14 protein-coding genes and 1 tRNA gene are annotated in these 12,914 nt (G+C 61.9%); 5 read left to right on the top strand and 10 right to left on the bottom strand.

What is annotated here, in order from left to right; genetic code table 11:
* Positions 1-43: 43 nt before the first annotated feature.
* Together QA643_RS15995 and QA643_RS15990 are read right to left on the bottom strand one after the other, a co-directional pair.
* Positions 44-433, bottom strand: coding sequence for a hypothetical protein (locus QA643_RS15995; protein ID WP_283034077.1), 390 nt, complete (start codon positions 431-433; stop codon positions 44-46).
* A gap of 33 nt (positions 434-466) precedes the next feature.
* Positions 467-913: a hypothetical protein gene (locus QA643_RS15990; protein WP_283034076.1), complete on the bottom strand. Its 447-nt coding sequence runs from the start codon at positions 911-913 to the stop codon at positions 467-469.
* Between the two features lie 236 nt (positions 914-1,149).
* Between QA643_RS15990 and QA643_RS15985 the strand changes: the two genes are divergently transcribed.
* The 3 genes from QA643_RS15985 (at position 1,150) to QA643_RS15975 (ending at position 3,620) form a co-directional block, all read left to right on the top strand.
* Positions 1,150-2,793 (top strand): alkaline phosphatase family protein, encoded by a 1,644-nt coding sequence (locus QA643_RS15985; protein WP_283034075.1) that lies wholly within the window; start codon positions 1,150-1,152, stop codon positions 2,791-2,793.
* 110 nt (positions 2,794-2,903) lie between these two features.
* Positions 2,904-3,149: a hypothetical protein gene (locus QA643_RS15980; RefSeq protein WP_283034074.1), complete on the top strand. Its 246-nt coding sequence runs from the start codon at positions 2,904-2,906 to the stop codon at positions 3,147-3,149.
* A gap of 195 nt (positions 3,150-3,344) precedes the next feature.
* Positions 3,345-3,620, top strand: a complete 276-nt coding sequence (locus QA643_RS15975; protein WP_283034073.1) for a hypothetical protein — start codon at positions 3,345-3,347, stop codon at positions 3,618-3,620.
* Between the two features lie 53 nt (positions 3,621-3,673).
* On the opposite strand, the gene QA643_RS15970 is transcribed toward QA643_RS15975, so the two are convergent.
* Entirely contained in the window at positions 3,674-3,898 is a 225-nt protein-coding gene (locus tag QA643_RS15970; RefSeq protein WP_283034072.1) for a hypothetical protein, read from the bottom strand.
* 390 nt (positions 3,899-4,288) lie between these two features.
* Here QA643_RS15970 and QA643_RS15965 point away from each other — a divergent pair, with 390 nt between their 5' ends.
* Positions 4,289-5,020, top strand: coding sequence for a hypothetical protein (locus QA643_RS15965; RefSeq protein ID WP_283034071.1), 732 nt, complete (start codon positions 4,289-4,291; stop codon positions 5,018-5,020).
* Between the two features lie 137 nt (positions 5,021-5,157).
* A complete protein-coding gene (locus tag QA643_RS15960) occupies positions 5,158-6,096 on the top strand; it encodes a LysM peptidoglycan-binding domain-containing protein (RefSeq protein WP_283034070.1) in 939 nt (312 codons plus the stop codon).
* Positions 6,097-6,107: 11 nt separating this feature from the next.
* On the opposite strand, the gene QA643_RS15955 is transcribed toward QA643_RS15960, so the two are convergent.
* The 7 genes from QA643_RS15955 to QA643_RS15925 form a co-directional block, all read right to left on the bottom strand.
* The gene (locus QA643_RS15955) at positions 6,108-6,722 is read right to left on the bottom strand and encodes an isoprenylcysteine carboxylmethyltransferase family protein (protein WP_283034069.1); all 615 of its coding nucleotides are present in this window, start codon (positions 6,720-6,722) and stop codon (positions 6,108-6,110) included.
* Positions 6,723-6,749: 27 nt separating this feature from the next.
* Positions 6,750-7,799 carry an NAD-dependent epimerase/dehydratase family protein gene (locus QA643_RS15950; protein ID WP_349253288.1) on the bottom strand — a complete coding sequence of 350 codons (1,050 nt, stop codon included), beginning with the start codon at positions 7,797-7,799 and terminating at the stop codon, positions 6,750-6,752.
* Positions 7,800-7,829: 30 nt separating this feature from the next.
* The gene (locus tag QA643_RS15945) at positions 7,830-8,342 is read right to left on the bottom strand and encodes an Mpo1-like protein (protein ID WP_283034067.1); all 513 of its coding nucleotides are present in this window, start codon (positions 8,340-8,342) and stop codon (positions 7,830-7,832) included.
* A gap of 266 nt (positions 8,343-8,608) precedes the next feature.
* Entirely contained in the window at positions 8,609-9,583 is a 975-nt protein-coding gene (locus QA643_RS15940; protein WP_283034066.1) for a Bug family tripartite tricarboxylate transporter substrate binding protein, read from the bottom strand.
* A gap of 53 nt (positions 9,584-9,636) precedes the next feature.
* Positions 9,637-10,332 carry an urease accessory protein gene (locus QA643_RS15935; protein WP_283034065.1) on the bottom strand — a complete coding sequence of 232 codons (696 nt, stop codon included), beginning with the start codon at positions 10,330-10,332 and terminating at the stop codon, positions 9,637-9,639.
* Positions 10,333-10,627: 295 nt separating this feature from the next.
* Positions 10,628-10,702, bottom strand: a tRNA-Thr gene (locus QA643_RS15930).
* A 506-nt stretch (positions 10,703-11,208) separates the two neighbouring features.
* On the bottom strand, positions 11,209-12,762 hold the full coding sequence (locus QA643_RS15925; RefSeq protein WP_283034064.1) for a porin: 1,554 nt from the start codon (positions 12,760-12,762) through the stop codon (positions 11,209-11,211).
* Positions 12,763-12,914: the final 152 nt, after the last annotated feature.

The raw sequence follows: 12,914 nt of genomic DNA, 5'->3' as shown, positions 1-12,914 counted from the left end.
TCGCGAGGCGAACGGGCGCTGAAGCTTTCAAACTACCGTTGGATCAGTAGTAACGGCGCAGCACCGGCCGGCCTTGGTAGTAGCGGCCGGAATAGCTGTAGCGGTGGCCGTGATAATGGCGGTGCGCGCGATAATACGGCCGGTTGTAGCCATAGCCGTAGCCGGAGATGGTGCCTTCGCGATAGACCGGATACGGCGCGAAATTGCCGGGACCGGTATAGGTCGGGCCCTGGTTGACCCAATAATATTGCTGCTCCGGATCGGGCAGACGCTCGCGCACCCAGCCGCCACAGGGGCCGCAGCCCGCATAGCCGTAGCTGACCGCTGGCGCGGCATAGATCGGCGCGGCGCACGGGGCGTAGCCGCAGGCCATCGCGGGCGCTGCGACCATCACGGCAACTGCCGCGATCAATCCTTTAAGTATCTGACGCATTACTCTCTCCTGTCGGTATCTTGTTTGCTCTTCTTAACGTGGAAGGTTGTGCGGCCCGCGCCGGTCGAACTCCGGCGCGTAGATGATCGCGGGCGGATCGGCCGGCACGTTGGACTGCGCCGGCAGCGGCGCCGACTGCGCCGACCAGGACTGGTGATAGCTCTCGGCCGGCTGCGGCAATTTCCGGTTCGCCGGCGGCTCGATCTCCAGGCGGCCATAACCGGGCATGCGGCCGGCGCTCGGATAATAGTGGCCGACGTTCGGGACCGGATCGATATAGCGGCCGCCATAGATGGTCGGCTGGACATGGGTACGCTTGGCAAGGCCCCAGTCGCCCTCGACCACGGCATAGGAGGCGTCGACGCCGTTAATGATGACGGGCACCCCGGGGCGGCCCGGAATCACGATCTCAAAGCCGCCGCCGGCCAGAGCCGACGACGTCGTCGCGATGAAAAGTGCCAGTGTGACGCCGATACGCATCGCTCGGACCCCGGTTTCCTCACGTCCCAATTTAATGCAACTCAGCCCTTCAAGGGTTAAGGCATCAGGCCAAACTGCAGGTAAGGCTAACGTACGAGGCTGGATCGCCGCTCAATTGCGAGAAATGGCGCTATCCATTCGTTAACGGCGCTTTACCGGCCGCCCGCGCGATTGTTATCTGGACCGCGATACCGCACCATCCCACCCCTCTCCCCGTCCCAACCGAAATGCCCGAGATGACGCCCAAAACGCCTGCGAAGAACGTGCTCTGGATCATGTGCGACCAGCTTCGCTACGACTATCTCGGCTGTACCGGCCACCCCGTGCTGAAGACGCCGAACATCGACGCCATGGCCAAGCGCGGCGTGCTGTTCAAGAACGCCTATGTGCAGTCGCCGATCTGCGGCCCGTCGCGGATGTCGTTCTATACCGGCCGCTACATGCGCTCGCACGGCTCGCACTGGAACGGCTGGCCGCTCCGCGTCGGCGAGCCGACGCTCGGCGATCACCTGAAGAAGATCGGCGTGCGCAACGTCCTGGTCGGCAAGACGCATATGGCGCCCGACCTCGAAGGGTTGAAGAATCTCGGCATCCCCGCGGACTCGATCATCGGCGTGCACGTCTCGGAATGCGGCTTCGAGCCCTATGAGCGCGACGACGGCCTGCATCCCACGGGGCGGCCGCGCCCGGCCTACGACGATTACCTGCGCCAGCACGGCTATGACGCGCCCAATCCCTGGGAGCACTGGGCCAATTCCGCCGAGGCCGACGACGGCTCCCTGCAGAACGGCTGGCTGCTGGTGCATGCCGACAAGGCCGCGCGGGTGCCGGACGAGCATTCCGAGACGCCCTATATGACGCGGCGCGCGATGGAGTTCATCGCGGAAGCCGAGGACGACGGCCGGCCCTGGTGCCTGCATCTGTCCTACATCAAGCCGCACTGGCCCTATATCGCGCCGGAGCCCTACGCCAGCATGTATGGCCCGCAGGACGTGCAGCCGGTGATCCGCTCGCAGGAGGAGCGCGCTAACGCCCATCCAGTGTTCGCCGCCTATATGGACATGCGCTACTCCCGCAACATGTCGCGCAACGAGGCGCGCGAAAAGGTCATCCCGACCTATATGGGCCTGATCAAACAGATCGACGACCAGATGGGCGTCTTGATGCGCTTCCTCGAAGCGCGTGGTCTGCTCGAGACGACCATGATCGTGTTCACATCGGACCATGGCGACTATCTCGGCGATCACTGGATGGGCGAGAAGGATCTGTTCCACGAGCAATCGGCCAAGATACCGCTGATCGTGATCGATCCCTCGCCCGCCGCCGACGCCACGCGCGGCACGGTAAGCGATGCGCTGGTCGAGGCGATCGACCTCGCCCCGACCTTTATCGACTATTTCGGCGCCACCCCGCCCGATCACATCCTGGAGGGCCGCTCGCTGCTGCCGCTGCTGCACGGTGGCAAGCCGCCCGACTGGCGCAGGATCGTGTTCTCCGAATACGACTACGCCATGCAGGATGTTCGCGTGATGCTGAACCAGCCGATCGAGCGCTGCCGCCTGTTCATGGTGTTCGACGGCCGCTGGAAATTCATCCACGCCTCCGGCTTCCGGCCGATGCTCTACGACCTCGAAACCGACCCGCAGGAGTTTAATGACCGCGGCGCCGATCCCGCCTGCGCCGAGATCGTGGCGCGGCTGCAATCGGAGTTGTTCGACTGGGCGCTGCATCCGAAAATGCACATCACGACGCCGAATGCGAAGATCGCCGCCTATGCCGCCCAGCAGTTGCAGGTGAAGAACGGCGTGCTGATCGGCATCTGGGACGAAACCGAACTTGCCGCCATCCGCGCGCGGATCGCAGCGCCACCTCCGCCATGAACCTCATGCAATGATGGTGAATACGCGTTCAAGAAAGTTTCTTGCGGTTCCCTGCAACAGACAACCCGGGCATTCGTTTTTCCTCAGGCAACAACGAGTGGAGAGGAACAATGAGGAAGCTTTCTTACGTGCTGGCCGCTTTGGCGACCCTCGCCGTTGGCGTGCCCACGGCAGCAAGCGCAGGCGGCTTTGGCGTCTATGTGGGCGGTGATCGCGATTACTACGGCGACCGCTACTACGGTGGTCCGCGCTTCGGATTTTATGAGCACGATCGCGGCTTGCACCGCGGCTGGTACCACCGCAACTACTACCGCGACCGGGATGTCGTGATCCGGCGTCACTACTGGGATGACTAGCACAGAGTGAAAATGGCCCCTTCCAGGGGCCATTTTTTCGTCGGTACGACGCCTGCCCCAAAGCGCGATGAAATTTGGATCGTCATCGCGCTTTAGATCCGTACGCATCAAATGAGCGTGAAACGTGAGATGGTTCACATTTGAAATGGCCGGATTGATCTAAGCCGCTGCAAACCCGGTTTCGGGAGACCAGCGATGCCGTTGTTCACCAGCCAAATAGATCGGCAGGGAATGGGCACCATAGCGGTGGTCGGGCTTTTCACCGTGTTCGCCCTTGCATTCGCCGCCGATAGCTACGTGAAATGGCCACCAAACGCTGCCGCAGCAGCGTCTATGAATGCGACCGGGCCATTGGCATCTGATCCGAACCATTCCAACAAATCTCTGGCTCAGGTTGAGACCCCCGGTGGAAAAACGGGCTGCCCCTTGGGCAAGAAATCGCTGCCCACTCAACTAATGCCCTTGCCGTAATCTGCGGAACAATCGATCTCGATTGCGCGCGCATCGTGCACGGCGGCGCGATTTCATCCGCGGCCGCTAACCTCGAGCGGAGTGCGGTAGAGTTCGTTAGAGTCTCCGTCGGTCACACGCACGGCACAGCCGGTGGAACACAGGTCTGGACGAACGATACAAAGCTCGCTTGCGAGGCTCTCCGCCTTGTCGATCGCGTTTTCCCTATTTTCAAGAAACATGCCGCCCTGGTTTTTGAACTCTGCACCGATGACGAGATCAAAATTGAAGTATGGCATTGCAGCCCCCCTGCCAAATTCCAACTGCACGGACTCTAACTTGAGTCTGGCCGGTTCCCTCATTTCATTTTGCCTTTTGGCATTCGATAGTGATCGTCTGTTGCGCTTCGGTACCGCTCATCGCACGATCTCTGAATGACGATCTCTGAATGAAGGAGCGCCTTCGGCCCTCGCAGTTCCAACGACCAGAATCTCTCAGCATTATCGCCCCAAGGCCCGACTTCGTCCTGCCTGGCCACCCGGCGAAAACCGTAAAGAATGTTGGAGCTGGTGTTGCGGCGGAGACACGTCCTATCGGTAAATTGCAGCCGCTTACGCCACATTTGTTGCAGTTCCGAACGCACGGGCGCTACCGTCCGGCAAACATTTCGCAGTTCGTCGAGGAGCGCAATGAGGCCATATCGTCGCTGGTTATCCCTTCCCGGCCAGGGATCGTGGCCTCGCGTGCATGCGATCGCGCTCCTGCTGCTCCTGCTGATCGGCGCGTGTCCCGCATCGGCAGCACCGAATTCGGTATCTGCGGCCTCGACTGCGCACGTGTATCTGCTCCGCGGCGTGCTCAATATCTTTTCGCTGGGACTGGATGACATTGCGGCACAACTGCGCGCGCAAGGCATCCCGGTTACCGTCGCGAACTTCGCCTCATGGTCGTCGCTCGCCGACGAAGCGGCCCTCGCATACAAGAGCGGCCGGATCAAAACGATCATCCTGGTCGGCCATTCCTCGGGCGCGACCGCGCTGCCCGACATGGTCGCCAGGCTGGATCAGCTTGGCGCGCCGGTGAAGCTGGCCATCGGCCTGGACTCGGTGTTTCGCACCAAGCTCTCCGGACGGGTGGGACGTTACGTCAACTTCTACATCGCCAACGGCAACGGCGAGCCGGTCGCGAGGACCGCGCAATTGCAGGGCAAGCTCGAGAATATCAACGTCCAGGACGTTCCCGGCGTCGGGCACATGTCGATCGAGAAGAACCAGATCATGCAGCGGAAGGTGATCAGCGAGATCGACGCGGTCGTCTTCGGCCGATCTGCGCCGGCGTCGCGTATCCAGAAGCCGCGGCAGCCTGGCGCGGCCGGCGCGGCGCGCGCTGGGATCGCCAACACGGCGGCGGTACGTCAGTAGCGCGACCCGCCGGGTTCCAGAACTGTCGCCGAAGCCCCCGCGTGCCGCAAATTCTGCCTATTCCTCGACGATAGATCACCCTACGCGGCTGGGCGCGTTGGGGTGTACTTACGCTTGGAATCGCGAATGGAGCGCGCATGAGCAGTCCGACGCAGGTTGCCGCCGTGGCGATCTGGACGGCCCTTTCCACCTTCGTCTTCTCGCTCAGTTGCGATCCGGCGCAGGCCGGTCCGGCCCCGCGGTCGTCCGATGCGGCTACGACGTCTGCCCCGCCGGCGCCGCCGGTCGCGACCCAGCCACCGCCGCGCGTCTACCTGTTCCGGGGCGCCCTCGGCCCGATCTTTTCGCGCGGGATGGACCGCCTGACCGAGCGCCTCCAGGCAGCCGGTATCCGGGCCGACGTCTACGAATTCACCATTTGCCGGCTGATCGCCGATCAGGCGATCCGTGACTACAGAGAGAATGCCGCCCCGATCGTCCTGATCGGTCATTCGATGGGCGGACTTTGCGCCGTGACGTTCGCGGGAATCCTGAAGGCCGAAAATATCCAGGTGAGCCTCGTCGTCACCATCGATCCGGCCCACGCAACCCCTAAGGTGCCGCTGAACGTCGAGCGGTTCATCAACGTTTTCCTGTCGGACAGCGTATTGGGCGGCGGCGATGTGGTGGCGGAGCCAGGCTATCAGGGACACTACGCCAGCTTCGACCTGAAACAGCACGAGGAAGTCACCCACATCAACATCGACAAGATGGATTCAATCCACCAGCAATTGGTGGCGGCGATTGCGCAACTCGCGGCGATCCCTGCCCCTGCCGGTGGAGAAGCGATGCCGCTTCGCTACGTGGTCCCTCCCGATGCACCGGTTGAACTATGGGACAGCGGCATGCCGCAAATGACGCGGTCGGGCGACACGCTGGAGAAGCTCGCGGCATTCAACCAGGTACCGCTGTGGTCTCTGACCCAAGCCAATCAGTATTCGGAGGGTACCCCGCTGCCGATCGGCCAGCGGGTCTTGATTCCACGCCGTCTTGCCGCCCCTGTCGCAACCTCGATGGCGGCGCGACCGAAGCGGTAGTATGCAGCCAATCAGGTGAACGGAATCAGCATCGGGACGCGACGGCAATATGCGCCATAGGCGTCTTCGCCAAGTTCAGCCGTGAGGAAGCCTTCCTCCATGCGCGCCTTGAGCGCCATGCCGAGCGAGATAAGCGCCGCCCCCAGCATCGCGGTCACGGTTCCGACCGCAATCCCCGTTACCAGCATCCCCGCGATCAGCCCGGTATAGATCGGGTGCCGCACCAGCCCGTAGGGACCGGTGTCAATGACCTGGTGGCCTTCCTTGTGCGTGATCGCGTTCGACCAGAACCTTCCGAGATGAAGCCTCCCCCACCATGTGAACGATATCCCGGCAAGCACGAGACACGTCAGCAGGTAGATTCCAGTGCTGCCAAACTGCCAGAGCGGCTTTTCCCCCAGGAGCTTTCCGGTCAATGGCAAGAACAGTATAGCTCCCAGGTAAATGAGGGAGCGGTACTTGAGCGAGTCCGAGCTCATCACATTCTTCTTGGTCTGACCGGACCAGAATGACGCCGCGACCCAGCTGCTCACCCACAGGATCCAGATGATGGCGAGCAACTGCGTGGGCCACGTCGTTGTCCAGCCGCTCAGGACGAAAGCCACTCCTTGACTGAGATTGTTCATGATATTGCGGACCGCATCAGGTTCGAGTCAGCCGTCAAGCCGGGGCTTGGCGTCAAACGTCCGAGGGCGCGTGTTGGCCGTTGGACTCCATTCGCGCTGATTGTCACCTGCACCAAGCAGATGCGCAATGGTTTCCCGCAACACGGGCTCGACCGGGCCTGGCGCATAGCCCAGCTCGCGTTGCGCTTTTTCGATCGACAAGGCCCCCGCTCGCAATGCGATGCGAACGCCTTCGGCCGTGCCGGATGGAGACCGGCGCGTCACGTGATCGGCAATGAATTCCAGCACGGCCGTGACCATTTCGGCGACCTTGCCGTTCACCTGAATGCGCCGGGCGCGACGGCCGCTGATTTCGGCCATGATTTCCAGGATCTGCTCTAGCCGCATGCTTTCGCCGCCGAGAACGTAGCGATGTCCGGCCTGTCCGCGCTCCATCGCAAGGATCAGCCCTTCGGCCGCGTCGCGCACATCGACGAGGTTCACGACGAAATCAAGATGCAGTTGAAGGCGTCGATCGAGGAAATACCGGAGCATCGCCGTCGGCGGGGTAACATTGTGGTCGTGCGGCCCGATCGGCATGGTGGGACAGCCGATAACCACCGGATAACCGGAGGCGGCCGCCTGCAGGGCGAGACGATCGGCCAGCATCTTCGAGCGCGTATATGGACCCGGCATGTCATCGGGGAGCAACGCATCATCGGGAACAGGGACCATCGACGGTGAGGCACGGAATAGAATCGATTCCGTCGAACAGTGCAGCAAGCGCTTGATGCCGCGCTGACGCGCCGTCTCAATCACGATCTCGGTGCCGCCGCAATTGACGGTGTGAAAATCGGCCTTCCGGGGTAGCCACATGCCGGGCAGGCCGGCAAGGTGATAGACTTGTTCGACCCCCTCCATCGCCCGGTGCACCAAGTCGCGATCGAGCACTGATCCGCTGATATGCTCAACCTGCGGCAGAATGCGAGACGGCGGCTGAAGGTCGAGCGCCCTCACCCGCTCTCCCTTCGCAATCAACGCCGCGACGAGATGCTTTCCGATAAAACCACTGCCGCCTGTGACCAGCACGTGTGTCATGCTAATGGCGTTCAAGCTGAAAATTCGCAATCAGGATTGTACGACTTGCGTGTGCCCCTGGATGATCAGGGCGAGATCGCGCCGAAAGCCCAGCGCGATAAACAACTTCGCCATGACAAACATTGGTCCAAGCAAGAGGTGCGTCGGATTATCGACCAGCGCCGGCTGCCGCTGCTCAAACACGCGATGCCCGACAATCTGCGCCGAGACACCAATAACGATCAGAACGGCTGTCAGTGACCACATCCCGGCGGTCGTCACATGACCGACGATCGCGCCAGCCGCCGAAAGCAACACGATTGCGGCTGCAAGGATGGCGGCTCCAAGCGCGAAGTCGAGTAGGAACCAGTAGATGAGCACCGGTATGACAGCAATGGCCGCCGCGCTGGTCTGGAACCCCAATATTGTGATTGGCCACAAGCTGAGCGGAAGAACTGCGGCCTGGAACAAGAACAGGATGCCGAAGACGTGCATCGCGCAATTCCAGGGGTCGCGATGATATTCAACGTAATCCGCAAGCTGCCGCCGAAAATATGAACCCATGCGGTGCTTATCCCTTTTGCTTTCTACAGGCGCCGCAGGTCGATCCAAGACCCAGCGCATTTGCTTCAATGCCCCAACTTCCATCAGAGACATGGTAGTTAGACTTGGAGATTCTTATCAAGTCAAAGCAAAGGCATGGCAGGTTCTAACCCATCAAAGGTGAGGCAATGGAAATCAGGTGGGAATTCAGGGCGCTAACGAAGGTAAGTAGTGTCTGGAACCGCCGGTGACTTGCGTCAATTTTACCGACTGGATGCCGGTTCGGTTCAATTCGTGATCTTGTACCCCGTCGCCTTGACGATCGGCTGCCAGAACGCGGTGTTGGCGGCGAGTTCCTGCGTCAGGCCCTCCGGCGTCGAGCCGACCGGGATCAGGCCGATTGCCGCAAGCTTTTCCTTGACCTCGGCCTTGCCAAGCGCGGCGGCGACCGCCTCGCTCAGCTTCTTCGCAAAGTCGGGCGAAGCGCCTGCCGGCAGCCACATGCCGTACCAGCCATCCGCCACCAGATCGACGCCGCTCTCCCGCAGCGTCGGCGCCTCGGGCAGGAACGGCGAACGCTGCGCGCTGCCGACCGCGAGAATCCGGATGTTGCCCGCGCGATGCTGCGGGATGGCGTCGGTCAGCGTCGAAATCGCGAACGGCATGTGGCCGCCGACGAGATCGTTGATGATCGGCGCGCTGCCGCGATAGGCCACGCGGGTCAGCTTGAGGCCGAGCGCCTCTTCGAGCCGCGAACCGGTGAAATGCGGAATGGTGCCGTTAGACGGCACGCCGAAGGTGGCGTTATCCGGATTGGCCTTCAGCCAGGCGACGAATTGCTTGAAATCCTTGACCTCGGGCGGGACGGCCTTGCCCACGAACACGCAGAATTCGAACCGCACGAGCTGGCTGACCGGAACGAAATCCTTTGCCGCGTCGAAGCTCGGCGTCGTCTCGACCATCGGCAGCAGATACATCGTCGGCCCCGTGGTGACGAGAATGGTCGTGCCGTCGGGGCTGGCGCCCTTGACCGCCTTGATGCCGATCAGGCCGTCGCCGCCGGTGCGGTTTTCCACGATCATGTTGCGGTCAAGCGAAGGCGCGATGTGTTGCGCCAGCAACCGGCAAAGCGCGTCGCCGCCGCCGCCGGCCGCAAAGGGAAAGATGATTTTTGTCAGCGGCCCGGTCTGCGCGAACACCTTGCCCGTGATCGCCGCCAGCGACGACGCCGCACTTCCCGCCAGGAAATCTCGACGCTTCATTCCCTCGTTCCTCTCCAAACTTTTTATCGTTTTCCGCCCGCGGCGATGCCGCGTCAGGCCGCGACAGTCTCGACCACCGTCGTAATACCTATCGCGACGGTGGCAAGGCCGACGGCGCCCTGCAAGGCGCGATTGGCCCAGGTGAGCGAGCGGGCCGAGATCGCCAGCGGCACCGCGATCACCGTCGACAGCGCCCCCATGCCGATCATCGAGCCGATGCCGAACAGCGCGATATAGCCGAGCCCGGCCATCGGGCTGGAGGCCTGCGTCACCGCAAGCACGAGCAGCGCGGCCGAGCCCGCCATGCCGTGCATCAGGCCGACCAGGAGCGTGCGCCAGCGGAAGCCGTGGTCGTGCGCATGGACGTTGCGGGCATGCGGCGCGGTCTCGCCGGCGTGGCTGTGGGCATGGAAATGCACGGTGCCGTCGGCATGGCCGTGCCGGTGAAAATGCACGCGGTCGCGCCACAGGCGCCACAGCACATGGACGCCAAGACCGACCAACATCAAGCCGACCGCGGTCTCGAGCGGCCGTGCGACAGTTTCCGGAATCGCGCGGCCCAGCAGGATCGCAGCGCCAGCGAAGACGAACAGCGTCAGCGTGTGGCCGAGCCCCCAGGTCAGCCCGTGCTTGACGATGTCTGCGACATGGCTGCGGCGCGCGGCGATGCTGGAGACAGCGGCGATGTGATCGGCCTCGAGCGCATGCTGCATGCCCAGCAAAAACCCCAGCCCCAGAATTCCGAACATACGCCCCCTGCTCGCTGTATCAGATCATCAAACACCAGTCGGAAGCCTTTGTCAGGTCGACACTTCCGAACCGGCTCCGCAGCGCTGGCGCCGGAGCGGTGGTTGGCAGAATTTCTCCCGATGCTTCAAATGACAAGCAGAGGGAACTTCACATCTGAGGAGAGATCGCACAACCGAAATCGAAAGCGCCTCGTCCCTTTGTCGAATCGAATGCGATGAAGGCAGCTGCCGAGCCGCCTTCACCGCTACGAAAAGAACTGAAGGATGAGGAAGTCTCGCCTCAACGGCTGGGCGGTGGTGCCGGTTGAGAGGATTGAACTCCCGACCTTCGGTTTACAAAACCGCTGCTCTACCGCTGAGCTAAACCGGCTAATGTTTTAAAGCGTCTATGCGCGGCGGACATTTCCGCCGCATGAGGCCGACTTTTGGCGGCTCAAATACCAGACTTGTTCGCAAAGGGCCAGAACCCACGGCCGATACCTGCGCCGCGGGAAAACTTCCTGACGCGTACCTTCCCGCCGACGTTCACAGGATCCGGACGGCAACGCCGGAACAAGGAAACGGTTGTTCCCGAAAGTTAAAACCTCCGGCAGGGCATTGCCGGAGGTTTCGGAGGTTTATCAGAAGGCGGCCAAGGAATTTCATTGGCTACCCTGAAAGCACATTAGATTATGCAATTACATGAGTAAATCATATTTTTTGATTTTTTGAACGCTTCAAGCGTTTGTCATCCGTGATCGTTTGTCATCCGTGATCGCATGACGGCGCCATGCACGATCTATTTCCGCAAAGCTGCGCGCCAAGGCCGCGCATCAAAAAAATAACCCCAGCGGCTTCCCGCTGGGGTCGTTGTCGTAGCGCGATCTGACGATCGGATCAGAAGTTGCGCTGGGCGCGAACGTTCAGGAACACAGTGCTCTGGTCCTTGAACTCGTAAACGGTGGACGGCTTGGGAGCCGTGGCCGCCAGGGTGGCCGCACCGTTCATCTTCTGGTCGAGGAAGAACGCACCGACTTCGGCCGAGAACGTCAGGTTCTTGACGGGAGTCCAGCGGGTGGTCAGACCGACCTGGGCAAAGTTGAAGTCCGGGTTGCACGAGAAATCTGCAGACACGGCCTTGCCAGCGACGTAGTTGGCGCACCAGGCACCCCTTGCCGAGGTGATATCCAGAGCGCTGCCGCCGTAACGCACCTGACCGTAGCTGCCCCAGAGGCTGGTCGACCAGTAGGGATCCCAGTTGTGGTTGAACGCACCACGGATACCCCAGGCATCGACCAGCTTGATGCCATCGGTGGCACCAGGCAGGAATACACCGTCAGCTGTCTGGCCGAAGCCGACGCTCTGGTAAGCACCAGCGCGGCCGGTATCACCGAACATCACGAAGCTCGGCGAAGCGCCGCTCGTGGAGACCACCTGCTTGGTGGCGCCCTTGGCGTAGGTGGCGTCGATCTTGATGTCGTCGCCCGCGCCGGTCGGCAGGTTCTTGATCTGCAACGCGGCCATCACAGCACCGCCCCACTTGTCTTCGGGGTGGCCGTTGATTTCCGACAGAGCCGTCGGAACGCCGCCGGCGCCGAGGACGTTGTAGGAAGCGTTCACGAGGTGCGCCATACCCGACACCTGGAACAGACCCCAGGCCTGATCGACGCGGATGTTGCCGACGATGTCGGGAGCATGCACGCCACCGTAGGACTGAGCGCCAGCCGTAGCAAAACCACCGGGCACGCTGAGGTTCAGCAGCGAGGTGCGGTTGTACACGGTCGGCTCATCCAGACCGATGGTGCCCGACACGCCGTTGCCGAACTGGGCGGTGTACTGGATGTTGTTCACACCCGTGACGCTGTCGTGACCGCCCATCAGGTTCGAGTTGTTGTTGCCCGGATAGCCGTTCCACGGCGTGGCAAAGGCCGAAACCGACTTACCGAAGGTGAAGCCAGCGAACTGCAGGAAGATCTGGTCGACGGCGACGTAGCCGGAGCCCGCGGAGTCGAGCAGGTTGGCATTGTTGCCGAGGTTGGTCGCCAGCGAGTTCGGATTGAAGGTGTTGTTGCCGAGCGTGGTGAACTGGATGTTGGCCTGACCGAAGGTGCGGACAACGCCGTATTCAGTGGCTGTACGGGTATCGACCGTCAGCGCAAGACGCGAACGGGCCGAGAAGTAGTCGCGGTAGCGGTTGCCCTGGCCGATATCGCCGTTCCATGCCGGGCTGCCGTAGACGCCGCCGTTGAACGTGGTGTCGACGCGCAGATAACCGCCCAGCTTGATGCAGGTATCGGTGCCCGGGATGTAGAAGAAGCCCGCGCCGTACAGGGAGCAGACCCTGACGTATTCCACCGCCTTGGCCTTGACGGGAAGATCGGCAGCCTGCGCTCCGCTCAGCGCGACGAGGCCCGCCGCTGAGCCGAGAACAAGGCTCTTGATCAAGTTCATGTTAAACCTCCAAGTTGCTCTAACAAGGCGAGGGCGGAGCCGTGGCTGTTCCCCCAGAGGAAGATCCACCCTCGCCTTTCGAAAACCGCCCAGTCGTTTCGCGTCTTCGGACACACCCGCAGGAACGCGAGGGACTTGAGCGAACCACCAAA

Origin of the sequence: Bradyrhizobium sp. CB3481 (assembly GCF_029714305.1) — a bacterium.
Taxonomy (GTDB): Bacteria; Pseudomonadota; Alphaproteobacteria; order Rhizobiales; family Xanthobacteraceae; genus Bradyrhizobium.
Note: the sequence above shows the minus strand (reverse complement) of the source record. Positions and strands in the feature narration are given on the sequence as shown.